This is a genomic window from Aneurinibacillus migulanus, from assembly GCF_001274715.1.
In the GTDB taxonomy this organism is placed as follows: Bacteria; Bacillota; Bacilli; order Aneurinibacillales; family Aneurinibacillaceae; genus Aneurinibacillus; species Aneurinibacillus migulanus.
The window spans coordinates 4,760,881-4,783,177 of sequence record NZ_LGUG01000004.1; the positions used below are offsets into that span (position 1 = coordinate 4,760,881).

The 22,297-nt window shown below is 43.3% G+C and carries 25 protein-coding genes, 4 tRNA genes and 1 pseudogene; 8 read left to right on the forward strand and 22 right to left on the reverse strand.

From position 1 onward, the window contains the following. Window positions 1–89: 89 nt before the first annotated feature. Genes AF333_RS32395 through AF333_RS24770 form a run of 3 tightly spaced genes read right to left on the reverse strand, consistent with a single transcriptional unit; the run spans window position 90 to window position 711 of the window. On the reverse strand, window positions 90–236 hold the full coding sequence (locus AF333_RS32395; RefSeq protein WP_074714763.1) for a YvrJ family protein: 147 nt from the start codon (window positions 234–236) through the stop codon (window positions 90–92). Between the two features lie 10 nt (window positions 237–246). Then, window positions 247–462 carry a DUF2922 domain-containing protein gene (locus tag AF333_RS24765; RefSeq protein ID WP_043068095.1) on the reverse strand — a complete coding sequence of 72 codons (216 nt, stop codon included), beginning with the start codon at window positions 460–462 and terminating at the stop codon, window positions 247–249. 27 nt (window positions 463–489) lie between these two features. Then, on the reverse strand, window positions 490–711 hold the full coding sequence (locus AF333_RS24770; protein ID WP_043068096.1) for a DUF1659 domain-containing protein: 222 nt from the start codon (window positions 709–711) through the stop codon (window positions 490–492). A gap of 190 nt (window positions 712–901) precedes the next feature. Here AF333_RS24770 and AF333_RS24775 point away from each other — a divergent pair, with 190 nt between their 5' ends. After that, window positions 902–1,381, forward strand: coding sequence for a PilZ domain-containing protein (locus tag AF333_RS24775; protein ID WP_052812342.1), 480 nt, complete (start codon window positions 902–904; stop codon window positions 1,379–1,381). A 68-nt stretch (window positions 1,382–1,449) separates the two neighbouring features. Here the strand turns inward: AF333_RS24775 and AF333_RS24780 are convergent, their stop codons facing one another. Both AF333_RS24780 and AF333_RS24785 read right to left on the reverse strand, forming a co-directional pair. Beyond that, complete coding sequence (locus AF333_RS24780) at window positions 1,450–2,340, reverse strand: phosphatase PAP2 family protein (protein WP_043068097.1); 891 nt, start codon at window positions 2,338–2,340, stop codon at window positions 1,450–1,452. Window positions 2,341–2,465: 125 nt separating this feature from the next. Continuing rightward, window positions 2,466–3,335 (reverse strand): Rossmann-like and DUF2520 domain-containing protein, encoded by an 870-nt coding sequence (locus tag AF333_RS24785; protein ID WP_043068098.1) that lies wholly within the window; start codon window positions 3,333–3,335, stop codon window positions 2,466–2,468. 275 nt (window positions 3,336–3,610) lie between these two features. Here AF333_RS24785 and AF333_RS24790 point away from each other — a divergent pair, with 275 nt between their 5' ends. After that, complete coding sequence (locus tag AF333_RS24790) at window positions 3,611–4,231, forward strand: DUF47 domain-containing protein (RefSeq protein ID WP_043068099.1); 621 nt, start codon at window positions 3,611–3,613, stop codon at window positions 4,229–4,231. A gap of 17 nt (window positions 4,232–4,248) precedes the next feature. Then, a complete protein-coding gene (locus tag AF333_RS24795; RefSeq protein ID WP_043068100.1) occupies window positions 4,249–5,247 on the forward strand; it encodes an inorganic phosphate transporter in 999 nt (332 codons plus the stop codon). 33 nt (window positions 5,248–5,280) lie between these two features. On the opposite strand, the gene AF333_RS24800 is transcribed toward AF333_RS24795, so the two are convergent. Next, window positions 5,281–5,730: a hypothetical protein gene (locus tag AF333_RS24800; protein ID WP_043068101.1), complete on the reverse strand. Its 450-nt coding sequence runs from the start codon at window positions 5,728–5,730 to the stop codon at window positions 5,281–5,283. Between the two features lie 99 nt (window positions 5,731–5,829). Next, on the reverse strand, window positions 5,830–7,047 hold the full coding sequence (locus AF333_RS24805; protein WP_043068102.1) for a hypothetical protein: 1,218 nt from the start codon (window positions 7,045–7,047) through the stop codon (window positions 5,830–5,832). 336 nt (window positions 7,048–7,383) lie between these two features. Between AF333_RS24805 and AF333_RS24810 the strand changes: the two genes are divergently transcribed. Both AF333_RS24810 and AF333_RS33950 read left to right on the forward strand, forming a co-directional pair. Beyond that, a complete protein-coding gene (locus AF333_RS24810) occupies window positions 7,384–7,788 on the forward strand; it encodes a globin domain-containing protein (protein WP_043068295.1) in 405 nt (134 codons plus the stop codon). Between the two features lie 125 nt (window positions 7,789–7,913). Further along, entirely contained in the window at window positions 7,914–8,069 is a 156-nt protein-coding gene (locus tag AF333_RS33950; protein ID WP_158502514.1) for a hypothetical protein, read from the forward strand. 12 nt (window positions 8,070–8,081) lie between these two features. On the opposite strand, the gene AF333_RS37240 is transcribed toward AF333_RS33950, so the two are convergent. After that, on the reverse strand, window positions 8,082–8,825 hold the full coding sequence (locus tag AF333_RS37240; RefSeq protein ID WP_052812343.1) for a lytic transglycosylase domain-containing protein: 744 nt from the start codon (window positions 8,823–8,825) through the stop codon (window positions 8,082–8,084). 188 nt (window positions 8,826–9,013) lie between these two features. Here AF333_RS37240 and AF333_RS24820 point away from each other — a divergent pair, with 188 nt between their 5' ends. Then, window positions 9,014–10,528 (forward strand): long-chain-fatty-acid--CoA ligase, encoded by a 1,515-nt coding sequence (locus AF333_RS24820; RefSeq protein WP_200894951.1) that lies wholly within the window; start codon window positions 9,014–9,016, stop codon window positions 10,526–10,528. Here the strand turns inward: AF333_RS24820 and AF333_RS24825 are convergent. Continuing rightward, window positions 10,525–11,367, reverse strand: a complete 843-nt coding sequence (locus tag AF333_RS24825) for a hypothetical protein (protein WP_235496961.1) — start codon at window positions 11,365–11,367, stop codon at window positions 10,525–10,527. The genes AF333_RS24820 and AF333_RS24825 overlap by 4 nt on opposite strands. A 144-nt stretch (window positions 11,368–11,511) precedes the next feature. Here AF333_RS24825 and AF333_RS24830 point away from each other — a divergent pair, with 144 nt between their 5' ends. After that, window positions 11,512–11,976 (forward strand): PCYCGC motif-containing (lipo)protein, encoded by a 465-nt coding sequence (locus AF333_RS24830; protein ID WP_043068104.1) that lies wholly within the window; start codon window positions 11,512–11,514, stop codon window positions 11,974–11,976. A gap of 185 nt (window positions 11,977–12,161) precedes the next feature. Here AF333_RS24830 and AF333_RS24835 read toward each other — a convergent pair whose 3' ends face one another. The 13 genes and pseudogenes from AF333_RS24835 to AF333_RS24900 all read right to left on the reverse strand — a co-directional run bounded on the left by AF333_RS24835 (window position 12,162) and on the right by AF333_RS24900 (window position 21,045). Beyond that, window positions 12,162–12,464: a 4a-hydroxytetrahydrobiopterin dehydratase gene (locus AF333_RS24835; protein ID WP_043068298.1), complete on the reverse strand. Its 303-nt coding sequence runs from the start codon at window positions 12,462–12,464 to the stop codon at window positions 12,162–12,164. Between the two features lie 58 nt (window positions 12,465–12,522). Further along, a complete protein-coding gene (locus AF333_RS24840) occupies window positions 12,523–13,455 on the reverse strand; it encodes a sensor histidine kinase (protein WP_052520540.1) in 933 nt (310 codons plus the stop codon). 9 nt (window positions 13,456–13,464) lie between these two features. After that, a complete protein-coding gene (locus AF333_RS24845; protein ID WP_043068105.1) occupies window positions 13,465–13,884 on the reverse strand; it encodes a response regulator in 420 nt (139 codons plus the stop codon). Window positions 13,885–13,920: 36 nt separating this feature from the next. Further along, window positions 13,921–15,852, reverse strand: a complete 1,932-nt coding sequence (locus AF333_RS24850; protein ID WP_053432774.1) for a sensor histidine kinase — start codon at window positions 15,850–15,852, stop codon at window positions 13,921–13,923. Window positions 15,853–15,871: 19 nt separating this feature from the next. Further along, a pseudogene (locus AF333_RS37745) lies at window positions 15,872–16,869 on the reverse strand (BMP family ABC transporter substrate-binding protein). A 106-nt stretch (window positions 16,870–16,975) separates the two neighbouring features. Further along, a complete protein-coding gene (locus AF333_RS24865; RefSeq protein WP_080787927.1) occupies window positions 16,976–17,542 on the reverse strand; it encodes a response regulator transcription factor in 567 nt (188 codons plus the stop codon). Between the two features lie 73 nt (window positions 17,543–17,615). Next, window positions 17,616–19,049, reverse strand: a complete 1,434-nt coding sequence (locus AF333_RS24870; protein ID WP_043068108.1) for an NAD(P)/FAD-dependent oxidoreductase — start codon at window positions 19,047–19,049, stop codon at window positions 17,616–17,618. A gap of 120 nt (window positions 19,050–19,169) precedes the next feature. Further along, window positions 19,170–19,802, reverse strand: a complete 633-nt coding sequence (locus tag AF333_RS24875) for a TetR/AcrR family transcriptional regulator (protein WP_052520538.1) — start codon at window positions 19,800–19,802, stop codon at window positions 19,170–19,172. Between the two features lie 235 nt (window positions 19,803–20,037). Beyond that, window positions 20,038–20,111: transfer RNA gene (locus tag AF333_RS24880), tRNA-Pro, on the reverse strand. Window positions 20,112–20,132: 21 nt separating this feature from the next. Then, a tRNA-Met gene (locus AF333_RS24885) sits at window positions 20,133–20,209 on the reverse strand. A gap of 96 nt (window positions 20,210–20,305) precedes the next feature. Continuing rightward, a tRNA-Ser gene (locus tag AF333_RS24890) sits at window positions 20,306–20,397 on the reverse strand. 6 nt (window positions 20,398–20,403) lie between these two features. Continuing rightward, window positions 20,404–20,497: transfer RNA gene (locus AF333_RS24895), tRNA-Ser, on the reverse strand. 113 nt (window positions 20,498–20,610) lie between these two features. Beyond that, window positions 20,611–21,045, reverse strand: a complete 435-nt coding sequence (locus AF333_RS24900) for a BrxA/BrxB family bacilliredoxin (protein ID WP_043068109.1) — start codon at window positions 21,043–21,045, stop codon at window positions 20,611–20,613. Window positions 21,046–21,379: 334 nt separating this feature from the next. Between AF333_RS24900 and AF333_RS24905 the strand changes: the two genes are divergently transcribed. Next, window positions 21,380–22,270 (forward strand): polysaccharide deacetylase family protein, encoded by an 891-nt coding sequence (locus AF333_RS24905; protein ID WP_052520537.1) that lies wholly within the window; start codon window positions 21,380–21,382, stop codon window positions 22,268–22,270. The last annotated feature ends 27 nt before the right edge of the window (window positions 22,271–22,297 follow it).

A 22,297-nucleotide genomic window follows, 5' to 3' on the forward strand; every position in this document is an offset into this window, starting at 1 on the left:
ACGTTTATACAAAATTTATAACCCTCTGCTTGAATATACGTACAAAAACAAAAACGGTTCCACTTTAAAAAGTGAAACCGTCTTTTTATTCATTCTTTTACGGAATGGATGGATTGCGCAAGCTGGGCGATGGATGTCGTCAACTGCTCAAGCTTCGCTTCAATACGCACAAGCAAGTACAGCGTAATGGCAACTGGAAACCCTACATTTGAAATAAAAGCTATCCACTCATTCATGACCTTCTCCTTACGCAATGGAAACAGGAGTCGCCGTCTGGTCAACTACGCGCGCCGATTTCTTACCTATAATCCTCCCTGACATTGTAGCAAAGAGTTGTTTGGCGACCACAAGATCCATGACAGCAGTCACCTGCGCCGGATCAATAGGAATTTTTGGATTTGAAACTGTAATGCGCATAGTACCACCATCACTCGTCGCAAATATCATCTCCAGTGTTTTCATATCTATCTCTCCCCCTTCTTCTCTACGTTACTCTGCCAAATCATTTGCAATAATATGCTGTACACCTGCAAGAGACAGCATTTGCAAATCGGCCAAGGCTTCAGCAACTTCATATACATCTTCTGGCTTGGCTGTCTTTGCCACATTTTTGTATACCTTTTTCGCCAGCTTTACATTGCCCTTCCCATCTACACCATCCTGAAACAAAAGTACCATTTGCACACTAGAAACCGTTCCTGTTACTGCCATAACATTCACCTCCTCACCTCCGGCACCCTGTGCCTTTCTACTTTATAATTCCAGCACTTTAGTAAAAAAAGGGACAAGATATTCATAAAAAAAACAAAAAATATAATAATCCAAAAGTACGATGTCTCTTGCATCTTAAGACGTATAAAATAAAAAGTAAAGATTTCACAAAAAGGGAAGGAAATATACTATGGAACAAAATAAACGGCAGCATTTTAGGCAAACATTCCCCAAACCTCTATGCGCTGAGATGACTATCGTTCGGATTAAAGGCAATCAAATCAATACAAATCGTACGAAAACATGTATTCTTGACATCGGCCCTGGCGGCTTGCGTTTTTTGACCAGCCTCAAAATCCCGGTAAATCCTTATATTGTATTAGAATTTCAAACTCGCATCATGGACCGTAACCTGAGCTTTCACGGATATATCGTCAGAAAAATCGAAGGAAGAGATGAATTCCATGAATACGGCGTGAAATTCGTTCTGGAAGAAACTGAACGCATGGAACTTACCATGCTCTTGAATGCACTGGCAATCCGAATGCGACGTTATGTGAAGCCTGCATCTTGCCAATTTTGCACGCTAGACGATCACAAGCAATGTTTACGTGGCTTTGACACTCCTCCTAGTCCCCCTGATCAACCTCATCCTTTCGCTTCGGCATAATCAGCCATCTTCAAAAAAAAAAGAGGGCTATTGCCCCCCTTCGCTTATTTTCACCTATATTCACTTTATTAACGATTAAGACGTTGTATAACTTCTCTTTTAGCTGCAGTTACAGGGAGCGAATGCGGCAGCACGCGACCAGACACTCGTACAGCGTCCCTCACCGCGAGACGTGCAAGTATCATCGGTGCGAATGCATTCGCTATCCAGTATAATATCCAACCAAGTACAAGACCTCCAGCTACATCCAGCACCCAATGAATACGCAAATACAATGTAGTAAAAATAATCAATGCACTATATAGCCCCCAAAAGGCTGCAAATTGCTTGTTTTCACGCAAAGCCAACAGCATGCAGGAAAACGCCACTGACGTATGTAGACTCGGAAAGCAGTTCTTCACCGTATAAGGAATATGGCCCCAATCATACCCAATGGTTGACCATACTTCATGCACGTTAAAAAATAAGTAAAATGGTAGGGCAATGACGGCATGCACAAGCCAGTTAATAAACAGCAGCCGCACCAACGTTTCCCGGTTCGCTGTCACATAAGCATATACCGCATATAATAAATAAACAGCGATAAATCCAATGACATATACGTCATACAACGGATCGCTTGAAGATAAGTCCCGTAACCAGAAAATCGAACCATCATTATATGGAATTGAAGCCATGAACGCGTTTGCATCGATGTAAAAAGGCTGCTTCTGCGCCCAGGCGTGCAAAGCGTCGTTCGCTTGGAATAAGAACGTCGAAATAATACCCATTATTACAATTACCAGCAGCACAAACGTATTCGTAAACCACTCCTGGCGACTTGTTCCCCGGATGCGATCGATATCCTTATCCTGAACGGTTAGCGGCAGCAGCAGTAAAATAATAAACAAGCTGTTAAAACCGATTTCATATGAGACAAGCAGCGCAATACAAACGATAAATAAAAAGCGTTGAACCATTATCTTCGTCACCTTTTCTATATACATAACATGTCCTGATTTGATATGTGCATTGTAGTATGTTCATATATCAAACTTGTATATATAGCTATCTACCGCACATATATGTAAACAAAACCGGAAAATTATTCAAGTAGCTTGCTAAGCTGACGAATAGCGTCCTCGTTCCGTAATTGTTCACGTTTAGCCGTTGCAAGCGTAACCTTTCCCAGTTCTTTATAGAAGGATACAAGCTCCGGATTCGTTTTATCCAGTGCCTGCAGATGCATGGCAACAGTCCCAATGTCTCCTCGTGCCACAGGGCCGGTTAACGCGCGTGCCGCCCCTTTATCCAGTACATTGCATACAGTCGTCTTAATAAGCGGAGCAAGCGCGCTCAGGGATTTCTCCTCATCCATGCCAACCTTCATCATCAATTCAACCGCGTAGCCGATAACCCCGGCTAGACTATTAGACGCAACACTCGCAGCTGCATGATAGAGTGGTTTATGTTCCGCATCTAACAAAAATCGCGTATGCCCTAGCTTGTCCACCCATTTACTTAAACGTACTACTGCTTCTTCGTGTCCTTCCACACTGAATACAGCTTCTTCCATCGCTCGGGCACCAGAGATACCGTCTGCAAAAGATTGAAGCGGATGCAGGGAAGCTACAAGCGCACCCTTATCCGCAAGCGGCGCCAACAAGGTAGATGTAGCGGCTCCGCTCATATGAAATACTACCTTTTCTTTTATATGTACCCCGCTTTCGGCAATGTCCCTGGCAATTTGTGGAATGGCGCCGTCATTCGTTGCAATCGCCACCCAATCGCTATGTTCCAGCAACTCCCTCAGACTGTGAAATGCCTGCACCTCTCCTCCCAGCAAATCAGCTGCGTCTTTCGCATGTGCGTATGTGCGGCTATAATATCCGGCCACCTGTATCCCCCGGCGCACAAGATAAAGTCCGAACGCTGTACCTAGCCTGCCCGCGCCGATAAATCCAATGGATATCATATTTTATCTCCCTTACGCATGTTTTTTCGTTTTCGTATGAAAATAGTATGAAGTAGACCTTTGCAAAACACAAACCATTTGCGTCATTTTCCGTTAGGTCGGTTATTATTATATGGTAATAAAGGAATGACGGATAGTTTGTAAAGTTTGTGTAAATTTTATAAGTGCGCCATTGTCTTTCAGTAAAAATTTAATTAAGATTTCAATGTTCGACATGATTTGCTAAAATAAACTTTGTATGAAAAAACTTTTGAAACTTTTGGAGGTATTGTTGCATGATTTTCTCGGCAAAACGAGACGTGTTCCTGGAGATGCTTTCCACCATCGCGGAAAACGTAAAAGAAGCCGCCCAGTATTTCGTTGACTTCAAAATCAAAAACGAAGCGGATTTGAAAGAATTTTCCACAAAGATGAAAGAATACGAAACAAAAGGCGATCGGTACATTCACGAGATCATCGTGGCGCTGAATAAAACGTTCATTACCCCCCTTGAGCGTGAAGATATCCTGGAATTGGCGAATGCGATGGATGACATTCTTGACGGAATGGAACAATGCGCTTCCCGGTTCGAAATGTACAACATTACCAAAGCTGACGACTATATGATTCAATTCACCGAACATATCCTCAAAAGCACAGAAGAAGTAGCAAATTCCACCAAGCTACTCAACAAAAAGAAACTGATGGACATTCGTCCTCATGCTATTAAGATTAACGATTTGGAATCACTGTGTGACGACTTGTTGCGCGTCTGTATTAAGGAACTTTTCAAAAACGAAAAAGATCCGATTAAAATTATCCAATATAAAGAGCTGTATGAAATCTTCGAAAGCATTTCAGACAGCTGTGAGGATGTAGCCGATACCCTCGAAACGATCATCATGCGTAACGCGTAAGGAGAGGCTCTTTTTTTATGGATACAACTTTGATACTTATTATAGCGATTGTATTTCTCGCGCTGGCGTTCGATTTTATTAACGGCTTTCACGACACAGCCAACGCAATTGCGACATCGGTATCCACGCGTGCGCTATCGCCGCGAGTAGCCATTGTCATGGCGGCAACAATGAATTTCATCGGTGCAATTACATTCACCGGAGTTGCCAAAACAATAACCAATGGCATCGTAGACCCGTTTGCGATCGAAAACGGCTCAATTGTCGTGCTCGCCGCCCTAATTTCTGCGATTGCTTGGAACTTGATTACCTGGTGGTACGGAATTCCCAGTAGCTCTTCACACGCGCTCATCGGTTCAATTGCAGGCGCAGCAATTGCGGCGGCTGGTTTTAACTCACTTAACTATACGGGCTTCATTAAAATTCTTGAATCTTTGATTGTCTCGCCGTTTATTGCACTTGCTCTCGGTTTTGTTATGATGTCATTGTTTGCCATGGTATTTAAAAACTTTAATCTTACCAGAACAAACCGTGGCTTTCGGACGTTTCAAATTTTTACGGCTGCCCTTCAGTCGTACTCACATGGAACGAACGATGCACAAAAAGCAATGGGAATTATTACGCTGGCTTTAATCGCTGGTGGATTCCAAACGTCTACTGATATTCCTACATGGGTACGTGTTAGCGCCGCCCTTGCGATGGGTATTGGTACGTCAGTCGGCGGCTGGAAAATCATCAAAACAGTAGGGGGGAAAATCATGAAACTGCAGCCGGTGAACGGCGCTGCGGCGGATTTATCCTCTTCCCTGATTATCTTCGGAGCTACACTTATCCATCTTCCTGTAAGTACAACGCATGTTGTCTCCTCTTCTATTATGGGGGTAGGGGCCGCTAAGCGTGTAAAAGGGGTAAAATGGGGCGTGGCACGTCGGATTGTGATTACCTGGGTCATTACATTACCAATTTCAGCGTTGCTCGCTGGCGTAATATATAAAATTCTTACGTTATTCATGTAAACAAAAATCCCAGCGGGCATCCCGCCGGGGTTTTTATTTATGCCTGCTGTATATTTGAACCTTTATATTACCTATCCCCTCCACGGCATGTACGACCATAACAGCTAACTTCGCATCATTGGCTTTATCCTGTATTTGTTTGACTACAAGAAATAAATCTTGATACAAATACGAAAAATCAACATGTTGCCTCGGATACTTCTGCTTAAGCTTCTGATCGATATCTTTCAACTTTTTCCCCGTTGCAAGCAGATTTTGAACCAATTGTGCGCTTACCTGCGGCGTTAGCTTGTAGGTAGCCTGATACTCCACGATATCTTTATACAATGTTCCCATTTGTTCAATTGTCTCTTCACCGTGCAACGCCCGAAACTCTGCCAAATAATTGTCTGCACTATATTGCTGATATTTAATAAATCCAAGATACAGAACCGCAAGAACGAGCGTATATAATAGCAATTGTTTACCGAATTTCTGTTTCAATGCAACCCCCTCCGCTCTTTTCCCTTCCGTACATGTTATTCTTGTCCTCCCCTGTTTTATGTCATAAAAAATCCGAAGCGTTCATCGCTTCGGATCGTGTTAAAAAAACAATTCTTTTTCCCACTGTTTCATCTGCTGGTCCAGTGTAGTACGATGCACTTTATGATGCTGGATTTTTTCCTTGTGCTTCTCCACTTCCTGCTCCAATTGATAACGCCAGCGGCGGATCTCTTGAATTTTACTATCACAATCATGGATTTGTTTAATCCTGTCCATGTAGTATACAGGAAGGTGGATAATGTTTTTCTTCATGGCTACCATTTCATCTACCAATTTAGCGGTAAGCCGTTTGGTTTCCCGTTCAGTCTGAGCATCGCTAATGCTTGTATCAATCCGGTTCCACAAGCTTCGTAGCAGCCCTTCTTCTCCCTCTTCGGCTTCCTCCGCTTCCGCACGGCGCTCCTGAAGTTCAGCGATCCGGTTAAGCACCGTTTTTGCCTTGCCTTCAAAAATGCCATCAAATTTGTATATATCGTGCGGCAGGCGATGGATAATTGCCGTTTTGATATTCTCCCTCTCATCAGCCATTTGATCAAGCTGCCGTTGCAGCACTTTCATATTCCCTGTCTTCTGCTCCAGCAATCGTTCTTCTAGTTCGATAGCATATGTATGCTCCTTCATCTTCGCCTGCAAATGATCGTATATTCCTTTTTTCTCCTGCCAGTACTTCAGGAAACTTTGGATACGCTCCTCGACTTCTTGTTCTACCACTTCTTCGTTCCATAAAAACAGTGCATAAATAACAAACGGCAGCATCCTCTCACGTAAGCGCTGTGCAGAAAAAGCGGACAAAGTTTTACTGGAAGGCTCAAACAACCGCTGCATATACGAAGCGAGACTTTGCGCATCGGGACGAAGCGATTGTTTATGTTCTTCATCTGCTATGCGTATATTCTCAATTTTGTCACCTTCATATACAAGCAGATCCAGCAATGTTTCTCCTTGAAATTCTTTTTCTGTTTTCGTAAGCGTAGTGATGGCATAATCGATAATCAATCCAGTATTCTGAATCAAATCTTCTTTCGTTATGTACATAATTTTTTCATTATGGGCGGTTTGATTCAAACGAATAAGCAGCTTAAGCAGCAATTCATTTCTGGACCAGCCACTAGCGCGAGCTGCTTCTCTCTCTAACGTTAAACTTAATTTTCCTGATAGCAGTTCAAGAATGTTACTTTTATCAAGCAATGCGAACAGTAACCGGGCAGCCGGGTCAGGCAAGGATACAAGGGCATTGGTGAATGCTTGTTTTTCCATGAATACGCTCTCCTCTCCTCTTGTTTTAACGAGTATGTATGTCTTAAATGTACCACAATAAGTTGATCCTGCTTGATTTTATTCACATTTTTGTCACATTCGACAAAAATAGAAGTACACTTTATGGAAAAGCTCCAATCGTTTGACAAACTTCACAGGAAAAATGTGGGATAATAAAGACGTTGTAACCACTCCTCTATTTTTATCCCTGTGCGATATGCCAGGGATACTTTTTTGTTCTAAGACATAATGTCCCTCACTGCACCCTCCTGTCAAGAAAGATAAAATCATGTATAATGAAAAAAGCACACTATCTGGAGGAATGTACGAGCAATGATGTCACAAATTCCATACGAGGCTATAGGAGGCGAAGAAACGCTCCGTAAACTGGTAGCCGCATTTTATTCACGTGTAGCGAAGGACCCTCTGCTCAGTCCGATCTTCCCTGAAGATTTGGCGCTTACCGAACAAAAGCAATTCATGTTTCTGACACAGTTTTTGGGCGGAGATACACTGTACAGTGATGTGTACGGCCATCCGATGATGCGAGCGCGGCATATGAAATTTCAGATTACGCCGAAGCGCGCGGAACGCTGGCTTGCCTTAATGAAAGAAGCAATGGATGAAATCGGAATGGAAGGTCCGGCACGCCAATATATGTATGAACGTCTAATACAGGTGGCACATCATATGGTGAACGCACCTGACGATGAGACGACTGAACGTCTCGCTTCTTTATAAGATAAAAACGGAGTGGACAATTGTCCCACTCCGTTTTTCTTTCGTATCATACCCGCGTAGTAACGTTCATTACTTTTCTGAGCTTTGGACATACTATACCTATCTTATATGTGGAGGCAATATTCATGAACACAATGAATATGGCAGCGCTCATTGTTGGCATAGCCGCAGTGGTTACGCTCGGCTATTACCTAATCCCCGTGTTCAGCCCTTCCCTGGCGGAACGACTAAAAATTGCGGAAACAGAAAAGGCCTCTTCCGATTCTGAAACAGAACGGTAAGAAGCCCATATTTTATGCAAGCATGGCAGTAATTTTGCGCACATAGTTTTGCGTTTCTTTAAACGGCGGAACGCCACCGTACTTTTTCACGTTGCCAGGACCCGCATTATAAGCGGCGAGCGATAGCTCAATATTGCCGTCATAGCGGTCTAGGAGCGACTTCAAATACCGTGTGCCGCCATCAACATTCTCTTCGATATCGAACGGATTCTTCACGCCAAGTGACGCTGCCGTACCGGGCATTAACTGCATAAGTCCCATAGCTCCGGCACTGGATCGAACTGTCGGGTTAAAACGGCTTTCCTGATGAATGACGGCCCGCAGTAATTTTTCTGGTACTCCATACCGTTCGGCAGCACGGGCAACTACTCCATCGATATCCGTTCGACCCGACGAGGTAGGCGTTGCAGCCTGTGCGTATGGGTTTACCGGTGCAACGATTTTACGCGCTGTAAATGCTGCAGGAAGCGAGGACGAGATTTCCTGGGAATCTCCTGTCGTTTGGCCAACGTCTCCCACTGCGCGCGATGACGCCGCCATCAGCCCTATCAGCCAATCTGATGTTGATTGCTGCCGATTCGGCTCGATTGCCAGAGACGCCGCCTCATCCTTGACCGCTGCCGCCAGCATATCAGCAAACGCAACGGATTGCCCCGCTAGCATCTCTTCACCTAGCTTCTGTTTTAGCTTCGGATTTTTCTCAGCCATCGATAGGATAATACTATCAGAAAACCAATTTGGTGAGGCCACTTCCATTCTTGCATTCCCCTTCCGTATCATTCCATTTCCCTACTTATTCTACCTCTTTTTTCCCTGGCAAAAAAGATATATTTTAGCAAAGTTGATATTTTACACATTTTTTGTTCAAATGTATACTTATATAAATCGCATCTCTTACAATGATAATGCGGAATAGGTGTCTGAACACCAAAGGAGGAATACACTTGGTATTGGAAGAAATTAAAGGGTTGCACTTCGGCAATTTTTATTTAAAGCATTCGCAACCAAGCGATACGGCTTTGCTCTATCATGACATAACCGTTACATACGGTGAACTCGATCAGAATATACGGCAATATGCTACGTACCTGCAGCAGAACGGCATTAAGGCAGGGGACGTAGTAGCATTGAGCTGCTATAACACACCAGAATTCATTTATGTTTATTTTGCTGTTGCCCGGCTGGGCGCTATTATCGTTCCACTGAACTTGACACTTACAATGGAAGAGATTACATATATTATTCGCAACGCGAATACGAAAGCAATGTTCGTACATGAGAATATTCTCACCAAACTTCATGTGTCCTCAGAGCAGTTGCAGGCCGCTCTTGGATTACAGAGCGTATTCGTAATCAATGCGGATACATCCGCGGCCATCGCTGCACTGGAGACGGTTGAGATGATGGAAGTGAACCCGCGCACCATCTCAACACTTCTCTACACATCCGGTACAACCGGAAAACCAAAAGGTGCGATGCTTAGCCACGAGAATTTAATGGCTAACGCTGCTTCCTGCAATCGCTTGCTTAAATTAAATGCAAACGATGTATTCATGTGCGTACTGCCGATGTTTCATACATTTGGCTTCACCACATCGGTTCTGCTACCGCTATACGCAGGAGCCGCAATCGATATTCATGAGGCTTTTCAGCCGAAAGAAATTATGCAATCGCTTGTACAAAACCATGTAACAGTATTTTGCGGAGTCCCGGCTATGTATGTTGTATTGGCCCAGGCATTACGTTCTGGCAAAGCAGAATTCCCTGATCTGCGACTGGCTGTCTGTGGCGGTTCACCAATGCCTGTAGAAGTGCTGAATCTATTCAATCATCAGTACAATGTTCCTCTGGTGGAAGGCTACGGCCTGACAGAAGCGTCTCCTGTCGTTAGTTTAAACCCGCTGGATGGGGAAAAAAAGCCTGGCTCGATTGGCAAACCGTTACCAGATGTGGAAGTGCGTATTATCGACGAGAAGGGAAACGAATTGCCTGCAGGTGAAGAGGGGGAAATTCTCGTAAAAGGACCCAATGTCATGCAAGGCTATCATGGCATGCCAGAGGCAACAAAAGAAACGATTGTCGATGGCTGGCTGCATACGGGTGATATCGCCTATATAGACAACGAAGGATATATTTTTATCGTAGATCGCAAGAAAGATATCATCATTACACGTGGACTGAACGTATATCCACGTGAAATCGAAGAAGCATTGTACAGACATCCAAGTATATTGGAAGCGGCAGTTATCGGTGTTCCCGACCCAGTAAAGGGAGAAGTCGTCAAAGCTTTCGTTGTACCGAAAGAAGGGGAAACACTTGACCGCCGTTCCGTTCTTGATTTTCTCAAGCCGCATCTAGCCAATTATAAAATACCGCGCTTCGTCGAGATCACAGAATCTCTGCCGAAAAACGCGGCTGGCAAAATTCTAAAAAAAGAACTGCGCAATCTCCCTCACTAACCGATTGCATGGATAATAAACAACAGTAAAATCAATACAGCAAGAATGGAAAACGAATTGCTTCTGGCAGGCGCCGCCCCCGGCCTATATAGACTGGCACGCAAAAAGAACAGCACAAGAAAAACAAATAGCCAAGCGCCGCCCAATAGATGGCGATCCCATGACGGGATCAGCCGAAGCATCATCCCCCCGTGTAAAGCGGCAACCGCTATCGCCAGCTGGGAGAGGAATGACAGACTGTGGGTACCCGCATGTCCGAGCTGACGAAATACTGACTGTCCTCTTCTTCCCAGGACGGAAAATATAAGATATGGGATAAGGGTAACAACAACCGCCACATAGCCTGTACCCTGTCCGATTCCATACCATATACTCTTTTCATTTGTCGCGCCGCCTGCTTGCACCGCAGGCGGCGCTTTTTCTTCCGGCAATTGCTTCTCCGTAGTTGTTGCTGCTTGATTCCCCTGGGGAGACTCTGCCACGGGAGACTCTGCCACGGGTGCCTCTATCTCCCTCTGTGCATGTCCGTCACCCGAAACTTGAGAATGCTGTGACTGTCCCCCTGTTCCCTGTCCTGCCTCCTGCACCTTTTGCTCCCCCTGCGCTCTCTCTACCTTCTCAGGCGGATTTGCTACCGCCTTGCTCCCCATATTCGGCCCTGATGGCTGTTCTCCCACCGTCTGTGTCTGCTCTTCGGATTCGGCATTATAATTCGGCACAGGGTCCATCACCAGCAAAAAAAGTAAAATACTAAAAACTACAATGCCAATTAGCAGAATAAACCAGATAATATTACGGACCCACACCCTTTCTTCAGCTCCTTCAGACCGCTCGTACATTCATTAGTTGTATATATGCGCGGCTGAATGAAATATACGTGTCTCTCCCATTCAATCGGCAATAAATCGTAACAAATTCATGTTACAAACACAAAGAATGCATTTATAATATACATTGGATGATAAAAAAGGGGGATTTTTACATTGTATAAACGATTAATTTTTACTGTTTTGTTGCTATTTCTATCCCTTTTTTCCGCTGCTTGCAGTTCAACTGCTGCCAAGCAAGAGAACCTTCCGAACGGTGATACGCTTGAAACCACAGGAGGCATTCATGAAATTCCACAAATGTTAACCAAAACGGATGGTGGCATTCTAAACGTATACAAGCTTGCTCTGCAACATCAGGATACGTTAAAGCAAATTCCCGTATACGATGGCAGCCAATACACAAATATTCTACAAGCGTTTCTGTATAAAATTAATCCAGACGGCAGTATTGTATGGAATTCCCATGGTAGCATAAGCGGCAAAGCAATCGCAGTTGCCACCGATGCCATTACAATGAGTGAAGCCGGCAAACCGATAGCGGAAATTCAACAAACGATAGAAAAAAAGCATGGCGGAGAGTATGGAGCCGATTCGCCGAAACGCAATTATAAACCATAGGAAAAACTCGCGGGCCTTGTCGCTCGTCCTTTTTTCACACTGAAGCCAAACGGCCGATTTATATCACTTCAGGTGAACCGACAAAACATCCGGGTAACCTATAAAAAAACGCAGAGATGCTCGTTTGCATCGCTGCGTTTTTCGTATTTGTTGTATGAAACGATGATGTCATGCAAATGGCCAAGTTATATGGCTTTCGGTTGGGCAAGAGGAATTTGGTTTATTTTTTGTGCAAGCGCGAAATCCCTTCCAGTCAGCCCATTCTCTTCCTTTGTCGTTAAACGCAATACAACTTTATTATACCGGATATCGATCTCAGGATGATGGTGTGCATCTTCAGCGAATTTGCCAACTTGATTCACAAACGTAAGGGCTTCGCTAAAATTCCCAAACGCTACCTTTCGCTGGATATACGTATCATCTTCAAGCGTCCATCCAGGAATCTTAGACAGGTTAAGTTCAATTTGCTCTTTCGATAATTTTGCCATTTTCATCATCCTTTCTTCCTCTTCCAATTTTCTTACCCACTACCACTTTATGCAAAACCTAGGCGTTTTTTTCCCTAGGCAGGGAAACGATAAATAGTGAACCCTTACCAGGTTCACTTCGAACCTGAATGCTTCCGTTGTGGCTTTGTACTAGGCTCTTCGTAATGGCAAGACCCAATCCGAAGCCCTCGTACTTTTTATTGTAAGAGGAGTCGGCCTGTTTGAAAGGCTGATAAATGTGCTTAATCTGATCTTTAGAAATGCCGACGCCATCATCTTCTACTTCAAGACAGCACATATCATCTTGCATATATGTACGCACGGCAATATGCCCGTTAGAAGGCGTATATTTAATTGCATTCTGCAATAAATTGACCGCGATTTGTTTTATTTTCCCGCGATCTGCTAGCAGCCAAAGCGGCGTGCTTCCGTATTCCACTTCAACGCTGTGCCCCTTTTTCTGAGCATTCGTCGCCAGTTCTTCCACCGTTTCGCTTATTACTTCTTCAAGCTTAAACAAAGACAGTCTCAATTCTAGCTTGCCAGATTCAATGCATGAGAAATCAATCAAATCATTAATCAAACTTAATAAGTCTTCTGACTTTCGATGCACCGTCTGGACAAACTTCAAATTGGTTGCATCTTCCTCTTTACTGAGACGCTCTTCTAGAAGTTCTGAATAACCCATAATGACGGTGAGCGGTGTACGCAATTCATGAGAAACGTTAGCCAAGAATTCCGTCTTCATCCGATCCAGCTCCGAAAGCTTGCGATTGTTCTCTTCGAGGATTTTGTTCTGCCTAGACATTTTGCTAGTGAATATCCAAAGAAGGCCAAGAAGCACCAGAATGGTACATACGCTTATCGCCAATTCATTATGGCATCCTTTATCCGGCATGATAACTAAGGTGTAAATAAACCACCCTACCAGTAGCAAAATAAAAACAAGAAGGAATGGGACGTAAAATTCTAACGAATATTTCCGCTTCAACGCTCTCCCCTATTCTTCCGTATGAGGAGCAGAGATGGAAGAATTCCCATTCTGTTCCCCCTGCTTCATATATTTTTCTATCTTCTGCAAAAAGTCACGAATACGGACCGGTTTCGTAATGTAGCCAATACATCCGGCTTCAAAGGCGGATTTAATATCCGATTTCATAGCCAAAGCTGATAAGGCAACAATTGGAATTTCGGCCAGCTCAGGGATAGACTTGATTGTTCGGGTAACAGCCAGTCCGTCCATGCCAGGCATATGAATATCCATCAAGATTAAATCTGGACGAAATGTTTCTAGCATTTCTAACGCTTTCAATCCGCTTTCAGCTACAGATATTTCGTATTCTGACTTCAATTGTAGAATTTCAATAAATAACTCGCGATTTGAAGGGTTGTCTTCCACAAGTAAAATGCGATATCCCATCTTGCGTTCCCCTTTACTTATTCAATAACCGACCGACTATGTAGTCTTTGAGATAATATCAGACATATCATCTGAAGAAGGAGGAATATATTCTGCCATCCTCATTACCTGTCCTCGCTCCACAAAACGCAAGGGGCTTTCGATATAAGAGAAAATCCTCCCCTGCGTATGTTCGCTTATTCCCTCCAGCATATCAACATATCCGGCTTGAAACGATTGTGCCGCCACCAAAATGTCATATTCAGGATGCTTCTGGACAATCTCTATGGCTTCTCGCTTTGATTCTATCATAAAAGACAGAAAAGGTCTGAATCCTTTTTGTATTTTTTCAGAAAAATCCCGAAAGGAACCTAAGAAATCAGCTGTATAAAGCACCAAAAGAGGTTCTTTTTTACAAGCTTGTTCACACGTATCAGGGGTAGGAGCTTCCCGTTTTCCGGAAGGAAGGTAGAAGGAAAAAACACTTCCCTCTCCCGGCTTGCTTTCCACCCCGATGGTCCCTCCGTGCAATTCAATGAACTGCCTGGACAAAGCAAGGCCTAAGCCGGTCCCTTCATACTTACGCTCTAACCTGCCATCATTCTGATAAAACGGTTCGAAAATTTTCTCTGCCTTCTCTACTTCAATACCGATACCTTCATCTGCGACACGGACGATCACCATATGTTCACTTTGTTCAATAATGATGCGTACTACACTATGCGCATGACTAAATTTAATTGCATTACCGAGTAAATTCAGCAGAATCTGACGTATCCTTGTCTTATCCGCCATTACTTGCAAGGTCGGATACTTTGTTTCGATTACAAGTGAGATATTCTGTTTCTCAGCTTTGGCCTGCATTATAATGAGCGTGTTACGAATCATTTCCACCATATCGAACCGGCTCATCTCCAGCTCATATTTCCCAGCTTCAATTTTGCTTAGATCAAGAATATCGTTTATCATCGTCAGTAAATGCTCTCCCGCTTTTACGATGTTACGGGTGAAATTCTTTTGTGCGGGAGAAAGTCTTCCTTCCGCGTCTTCATGTAGCAATTCTGCAAAGCCAATAATTCCTGTTAAAGGTGTACGAACTTCATGTGACATGTTAGCAAGAAATTCTGACTTTAGACGCGTGGACTCTCTGGCACGATGCGACTCTTCCCGTAGTCGTACGTTCGCCTGCTTCAGCTCTTCAACCAAGCTGGCGATGCTCTGGCTCATCCGGTTGAACGCCTTGCTTAGTTCTCCCCACTCATCCTGCCTTTTCATTGCCACTTGAGTCGTAAAATCCCCCTTCGTCATCCGACGAACACCGCTAAGCAACGAGAAAATCGGGTTCGTAATGCTACGCGATATATAATATGAAAAAAGAAGAGCTAGTAGCAACGTTCCGCCCATGACAATATAGCCTGCTTGTACTGACGACCAGGCATTATTTAGCACCTTCTTATTATCGTTGCTAATTTCATGGATTTTTTGCTGCGAGAGCTCTTCTGCTTCGTTCATTAGCTCGATGGCAAGTGGCTGCGCCTGAGAATTTAGCGTATCAAGCGCATCCTTTGGGTTGTTACGTTGATAGACGGGGATTACATTATTACTCAAAATCCCCTCCCAATCTTCGCTATGAATAATAAATTGTTCAATCCCTTCCCTTTCGTGCGGCAAGGCATTTTTTTTCAATTGCGCCTCTATGCTTTTGGCACGCTCGCTCGCTTCTATGAACTTCTTGTGTAACTCCTCGTCTCCTGTAGTAACATACAGCATAACATAATTAATTCGCTCCATAATCGTGCTTTTGATCTGCAACTGTGTGGTCAAATTCGGCACGGAATGATTAATAATTTTATCATTATCACGCGCCACTTGAAGCAGTTGATGATTCAGCACGAACATACCGCTTCCTGCAAACAGGACAATCGTCAGAAATACGCTAAAGAATTTTAGTCTAATCGGTAAGTTACTCCACTTTTTCAATACTCTCATCTTATTTGCTCCGTATTCTTCATTGGCACCCTAAAGAATGGGGATATACAGGTAAAGAAAACATGCCTTTTTTATACTCGTCTAGCTTTTGTTTAATTTTGCTTTTTATGGGGTCCGGAACCATAGAACCAAAGGGTGCTAAATCCTGTCCTCCGTTTTTGAAATCAAAAGTTAGGCTACCTTCTGGCAATGATCCGTCCTTGTATTGCTGTGCAATTTGGAGATAGACGTTTGTTACATCCTGTACTGTGCTCGTAATAATCGTCCCTCTAGATACAAACGACTGATCGGAAATATAGCCTACCGCCCATCGTTTTGCATGATGCGCTTCCATGATCACATCAATATTGAAGCCATCTCCCATTGGCACGAGCACATCAACACCCTGTTCCACCATGTTTTTAGCAATTTTGACGGCCGCTGAGCCATCATTCCAACTGTTTACTTCCTGCACAATAACTTGGTTTGCTTTGTTCTGTTCCTTAACAGCTTGAATAAACGGTCTAATTTCTTTCATAGAACAGTAAGCAGGAATCAGACCAACTTTGTGCGTTTTCGTCATCAGTCCTGCGACCATACCAGAAAAGTATCCGATTGACTCCGGCGTAAAATAACCGCTGATACGTTAGAAACGTTCGACTTTCCGTTAAAAAAAACGAAATGCGTGTTCGGATACGCAGGTGCAACACGATTAAATATCGACTCGAAGCTTCGTCCATTGCCAAAAATCAAATCATATCCTTCTTCCGCCAGCTTCTTCGTCTCTGCGACTTGTACTTGCTCTGTGCTTATGTTCTGTTTATAAATAATTTGTGCATGTAACTCTCGTTCAATTTGTTGCAAGCCTTTAAATGCTTGGTTATCCCAGCCTTGATCATCTTTTTTTCCTTCCAGTAACAGCGCCACTTTGAATGGAGGCTTTTGAAGTGGTACGTTTTCTTTGTTTTCAACTAATGAAAATAATAAGCAGCCAACCAACAACAGCAATACCAAAAGGAGAAGTATTTTCTTCAGCATAAACACATCCCTTTTCTACGGCTATATTACCATTGTATACATTTTATGTTAAAGCTCTGAAGTGCAAAAATTGCAGAAAAAAAATCCAGATTTATCTATCTGGATTTTAGGAAGTATAAATATTGTATTGTTTAATTTTGTAATATAAAGTACGTAACGAAATGTCGAGTTTTTCTGCGGCGAGACGACGGTTTCCCTCCACTTCACTTAATACCTTCTCGATATGCTTACGTTCCACTTCTTCAAGCGTCGGTAAATGTTCCGGTACACTCATAATGAAATCAATCGCACTCTGTACAGTATCTCGCAGATGCGGAAGCTTAAACGGCTTACATATATAATCAAGCGCACCCAACTTCATGGCCTGAACAGCGGTCTCTATGGTAGCATAGGCGGTGACCATAATTACCTGGCATTCACCATCTATTTCCCTCATTCTGCTTAGCACTTCGATGCCGCTCATCTCCGGCAATTGAATATCAAGCAGTACGAGTTCAGGATGATGTCGTTCGTACAACTGTAGCGCTTCCTGCCCCGAGTGGGCGGTCACAATTTCCACACGCTCTGATTGGATTGCCGTCGCCATCAAAAAACAAATATCTACATCGTCATCAACAATCAAGACGACAGGCTTGCCTTTCATTCCTTCTCCTCCCATCTTCTCTTCATTCATTATATATCATATATATCAACGAAAATACAGAGAATATGGGATGAAAAAGAGAGCAGATTATACGGTTGTTACTTTATTTTTGGATTCTCGTTAAAATGTCTCGTGCAATATGCACACCACAGGCTCCCGCTTGCGCCAATCCGCGTGTGATGCCCGCGCCGTCGCCTCCTGCATACAAACCGCGGATTTCCGTTTCAAAATTCTCATTGAGATACGGGCGTGCCGAATAAAACTTCGCTTCTACGCCATAAAATAATGTATGATCGCTGGCAAGTCCTGGTGTTACGTGATCAAGCGCTTCCACCATCTCGATGAGGCTTTTCATCGTGTTATAAGGCAGAACAAGACCCAAATCTCCCGGCACAGCTTCTTTCAATGTCGGTTCCAGGAAGCCTTCTTTCAGACGCTTCTCCGTCGTTCTGCGTCCGCGTTTAATATCACCATAACGCTGTACGATAACAGAACCGTTAGATAAATCGTTGGCATGACGGCAGATTTCTTTGGCATATTCGTTCGGTTTATCAAACGGTTCTGTAAACACATGAGATACAAGAAGTGCGAAGTTCGTATTCGGCGATCCCAGTTTTTCGTCTTTATATGCGTGTCCATTTGCAGCCATAACCCCGCTGTGGTTTTCAACGACCACATGTCCGCTCGGATTAGAACAGAAGCTGCGAATTACCTGATCGGTGGATGAGCGATAGAGAAATTTCCCTTCATATAAATGATGATTAATTTCTTCCATGACAACATTGGTTGTTTCTACACGCACACCGATATCCACCTGATTATTCAGCAGACGTAGTCCTTGACGCTTCAAGATATTACCAAACCATTCTGAACCATCACGTCCTGGAACAATAACTACTTGATCCGCCATGTATGTTTCACCAGATTTGCATTCGATTCCCCGAATGTGCATACCGTCTTCCGTTTTCTCGGTAAGAATATCGGACACTTCACTTTTGAACTTCATAGTAATTTTGGTTTCGAGCTCACGGTAAATGCTTTGTAAAATCTCCAGGTTCTGCTCTGTGCCAAGATGACGCACATTTGCACGCAGCAACTTCAGCCCTACGCCCGCCGCTTTCCGTTCGATTTCCCGCACTTCGTTCGTCGTCGGATCAGTAATATTCAATGTAGCTCCATGCTCTAGATTAATCTCATCCACATAACGAATCAGATCAAGCACCTGAGACGGGGGAAGATAATCCGTCATCCAGCCACCAAATTCGGTTGTAATGTTGAATTTACCGTCAGAATAAGCTCCAGCACCACCGAATCCGTTCGTAATCGAACAAGCAGGCAAACAGCCGCTAAATTCTTTTCGACCTGCAGGTGGCGGGCATTTTTTAATTTTTTTCTCTAAAATCGGACAGCGACGTTTAAAAATATCGTGACCTTTATCTATTAACAAAACATCTAAAGCAGGATTTTTTCTTGTCAGCTCATACGCCGTAAAAATACCGGCAGGACCGGCTCCTACAATAATAATGTCGTACTTCATTAATCAAAAGCCCCCCAAGATGTACAAACTATTTTTGAGACCTTCCTGATTATACATCTTGCTATGTAAAGAATCAATCAGAAACACGAATGTTTTTTTATTCACTATGCATTTCGTTCGTTATTTGGCATACGAATATTCGGGAATAACTGTTCCAGCAACAAATAAGTCAACCCAACCATCTATAAGTTCATTTTCTGGCATGGAAGACACTTGCGAATTTCCTTCCCCATGCAGAATCAATGCATAAATGCGGGCGAATAAAATGCTGTACAGTCCAACGGCAACGGCATGGCAATTCACATCCTGCCGAACCTGGCGCATAGTCTTGTAATAGTTGAAAAAGTCAGTAAGCTTATCGACAAGATTTTTTGTGAACGTATCTACATACTTGCGACACTCTTCCATCTTTTCTGCCTCATTAAGCAGTAGTTTAATTAATGGCAGTTCCTTTCTGAAAGCAGAAATAAACGTACGCACAATGGCACGCAAGTCACTTTCGAAATCATCTGTGACACCTTGAACGATATATTCACCAATTTCAGATAACAATGCGTGACGCTGGAACATTTCCGTAAACAATCTTTCCTTGCTTTCAAAATGGCGGTATACAGTCAAGTCGTTGACTCCAGCCAATCGGGCAATTTCACGAATGGTCGAAGCTTGAAATCCTTTCTGAGAAAAAATTTCCACGGCCGAGTGAAGAATTTTTTCTCTGGTTCTTTTTACTCGTGGGGAATATTTCTTTTCCATGCATATTCTCCTTTACTCTATCATTCTCTATCTGTTGTAGGATCTAATCTAATAGGCAAAAAAACCTATAATACCAGTATCCACCATTTTTCATCATGAAACAAGTTACAATTTAAAAAAACAAAAGAAAAAATTCAAATTACCTTCTTTTAATAAAGAAAAGATGCGAGAAAAACAAAAAAAGCTTCAACCCTATACAGGATTGAAGCTTGTAGTTATTTATGTATGAAAATGATCGGGAAGACAGGATTTGAACCTGCGACCTCCTCGTCCCGAACGAGGCGCTCTACCAAGCTGAGCCACTTCCCGACAAATGCATGCAGAAATGGATGGTAGCGGCGGAGGGGATCGAACCCCCGACCTCACGGGTATGAACCGTACGCTCTAGCCAGCTGAGCTACACCGCCTCAAAAACAACCAAGTAAGAACAAAGAAGGACCTAGTATATAGCGAAAGTTTTTTCTACCGCTTTCATATTAGCATCCAACTTCTTGCTTATATAATGGCGGAGAAGGAGGGATTCGAACCCTCGCACGGTTTAACCCGTCTACTCCCTTAGCAGGGGAGCCCCTTACAGCCTCTTGGGTACTTCTCCGAATGATGGCGGACAGGGTGGGATTCGAACCCACGAGACGAGTTAACCCCGCCTACACGATTTCCAATCGTGCTCCTTCGACCAGCTCGGACACCTGTCCATGCATATTAACAGCGACAAGATTTATTTTATCATGACACCAGATTAAAAGCAAGGATTTTTAAAAAAAGCTCCTTCTCCTGTACTGGAGAAAGAGCCTGGCGTGGGTATAGATTATCCACAATGTTTCTTGAATGCTTCAAGCAAATCTGCCGCAATAATTTCAAGCGGACGGTTTTCAATCTGATGGCGTTCCATCATATACACTAGCTCTCCATCCTTCAGCAAGGCAAAAGACGGGGAAGAAGGCGGATAACCGGTAAAGTATTCTCTTGCTTTAGCGGTCGCTTCCTTATCTTGCCCGGCAAACACTGTATAGAGATGATCCGGTTTTTGCTCGCTATGCTGCAGTGAATACGCTACAGCAGGGCGAGCAAGACCCGCGGCACAGCCACACACGGAGTTAACGACTACAAGGGCGCTTCCCTTCATGTTCTCAAACTTCGCCTCTACATCTTCCGGTGTCAACAACTCTTCAAACCCGACAGATGTAAGCTCCGTACGCATCGGTTGAATAACTGAGCGCATATATTCATCATATGACATCATAGTCTTATCCCTCCATTACCGTTTCGTACTTTCTTATGACATGATTACAAAGCGGTTTATTTCATTATAGCGATTTCTTTTCTGTTAGGAAAGTTTTGTAGAACATTTCCGCAAAGAGTGCATCCTTTTTCCTGTTTCCAAAAAAAATCAATACTGTATAATTTTATAGTAACGCGTGTTCATATTTAGTAAATGTAATAAATTTAACTTTCATCAGAACTTTTTACGCATTATCGCTGTTTTTATAGTAGAATAGGCGACGAACATACATTGATATCTGTTTATGGACACAGTACACAAAAAAAGGGATAAAGAGAGAAGGAAGGGACATATTTTGGAGAACAATCGGAGGAGAAAACATAGGAACAGAATTTGGCTTGCACTATCGCTGTTAGGAGTAATTATTGGTGCGAATATATTATTTCGTGATAGCCCCCCTGTTCAATCAGCCCAAGCGTTTCTGAATAAAATTTCTAACCAAGCGTTACCCCCGAAAAGTAATGAAGATTCACAGAAGCAGCAAAATACAGCCCAAGAACCTGATTCACCCGTTCCGACAAAGCCAGAGCCAGCATCTCCTGTAGCAAAACCAGCCGAAGTTCCTGATGTTCCAGCAGTTGGCAAGATGATCGCCCACATCCCTTTGTCTAAACCGACCGTATATTTAACTTTTGATGACGGACCGGGACGTTATACGCAAGATATTGTAGAAATTTTAGACAAAAACAATATTAAGGGCGGTTTTTTCTGGGTAGGACAAAATCTGAAAACAGAACAACAGAGCATATTCGCTAAAAAAATGCTGGAAAACGGACACATTATCGGTACTCATACGATGCATCATGAAAAGCTGAAAAAAAAGCCAAAAGACGTGCAAGTACAAATGATTCGTGCTTCTACTGATCATATCTCCAAAAAAATTGGTGCGCCCATATATTACTTCCGTCCGCCTTACGGAGCCATCGATCAAAATACATTGGTTGCTTCCAAGGAAACAAATCAAATCCTTGCCTATTGGAACGTAGACAGTCTGGATTGGAAGTATGGAGACAAGCCTGACTTAATTATGAATAATATCGCCAAGGAAGTAAAACCAGGTTCAATTATCCTCATGCATGAAAAAGAACAGACGGTAAAACTGCTACCGAAAGTTATCGAGCTACTTAAACAAAAAGGCTACGATATTGCGCCGCTTCCTGTACCAGACTCAGGTAAAAAATCATAGCATCTGACGCATGTAAAAAGAGGCGAC

What these genes read in the sequence shown, in the direction of transcription:
- AF333_RS32395 (WP_074714763.1), bottom strand. Translation starts at nt 236, where the DNA reads ATGAATGAGTGGATAGCTTTTATTTCAAATGTAGGGTTTCCAGTTGCC.
- AF333_RS24765 (WP_043068095.1), bottom strand. Translation starts at nt 462, where the DNA reads ATGAAAACACTGGAGATGATATTTGCGACGAGTGATGGTGGTACTATG.
- AF333_RS24770 (WP_043068096.1), bottom strand. Translation starts at nt 711, where the DNA reads ATGGCAGTAACAGGAACGGTTTCTAGTGTGCAAATGGTACTTTTGTTT.
- AF333_RS24775 (WP_052812342.1), top strand. Translation starts at nt 902, where the DNA reads ATGGAACAAAATAAACGGCAGCATTTTAGGCAAACATTCCCCAAACCT.
- AF333_RS24780 (WP_043068097.1), bottom strand. Translation starts at nt 2,340, where the DNA reads ATGGTTCAACGCTTTTTATTTATCGTTTGTATTGCGCTGCTTGTCTCA.
- AF333_RS24785 (WP_043068098.1), bottom strand. Translation starts at nt 3,335, where the DNA reads ATGATATCCATTGGATTTATCGGCGCGGGCAGGCTAGGTACAGCGTTC.
- AF333_RS24790 (WP_043068099.1), top strand. Translation starts at nt 3,611, where the DNA reads ATGATTTTCTCGGCAAAACGAGACGTGTTCCTGGAGATGCTTTCCACC.
- AF333_RS24795 (WP_043068100.1), top strand. Translation starts at nt 4,249, where the DNA reads ATGGATACAACTTTGATACTTATTATAGCGATTGTATTTCTCGCGCTG.
- AF333_RS24805 (WP_043068102.1), bottom strand. Translation starts at nt 7,047, where the DNA reads ATGGAAAAACAAGCATTCACCAATGCCCTTGTATCCTTGCCTGACCCG.
- AF333_RS24810 (WP_043068295.1), top strand. Translation starts at nt 7,384, where the DNA reads ATGTCACAAATTCCATACGAGGCTATAGGAGGCGAAGAAACGCTCCGT.
- AF333_RS33950 (WP_158502514.1), top strand. Translation starts at nt 7,914, where the DNA reads ATGAACACAATGAATATGGCAGCGCTCATTGTTGGCATAGCCGCAGTG.
- AF333_RS37240 (WP_052812343.1), bottom strand. Translation starts at nt 8,825, where the DNA reads ATGGAAGTGGCCTCACCAAATTGGTTTTCTGATAGTATTATCCTATCG.
- AF333_RS24825 (WP_235496961.1), bottom strand. Translation starts at nt 11,367, where the DNA reads ATGTACGAGCGGTCTGAAGGAGCTGAAGAAAGGGTGTGGGTCCGTAAT.
- AF333_RS24835 (WP_043068298.1), bottom strand. Translation starts at nt 12,464, where the DNA reads ATGGCAAAATTATCGAAAGAGCAAATTGAACTTAACCTGTCTAAGATT.
- AF333_RS24845 (WP_043068105.1), bottom strand. Translation starts at nt 13,884, where the DNA reads ATGGGATATCGCATTTTACTTGTGGAAGACAACCCTTCAAATCGCGAG.
- AF333_RS24850 (WP_053432774.1), bottom strand. Translation starts at nt 15,852, where the DNA reads ATGAGAGTATTGAAAAAGTGGAGTAACTTACCGATTAGACTAAAATTC.
- AF333_RS24865 (WP_080787927.1), bottom strand. Translation starts at nt 17,542, where the DNA reads ATGAATGAAGAGAAGATGGGAGGAGAAGGAATGAAAGGCAAGCCTGTC.
- AF333_RS24870 (WP_043068108.1), bottom strand. Translation starts at nt 19,049, where the DNA reads ATGAAGTACGACATTATTATTGTAGGAGCCGGTCCTGCCGGTATTTTT.
- AF333_RS24875 (WP_052520538.1), bottom strand. Translation starts at nt 19,802, where the DNA reads ATGGAAAAGAAATATTCCCCACGAGTAAAAAGAACCAGAGAAAAAATT.
- AF333_RS24900 (WP_043068109.1), bottom strand. Translation starts at nt 21,045, where the DNA reads ATGATGTCATATGATGAATATATGCGCTCAGTTATTCAACCGATGCGT.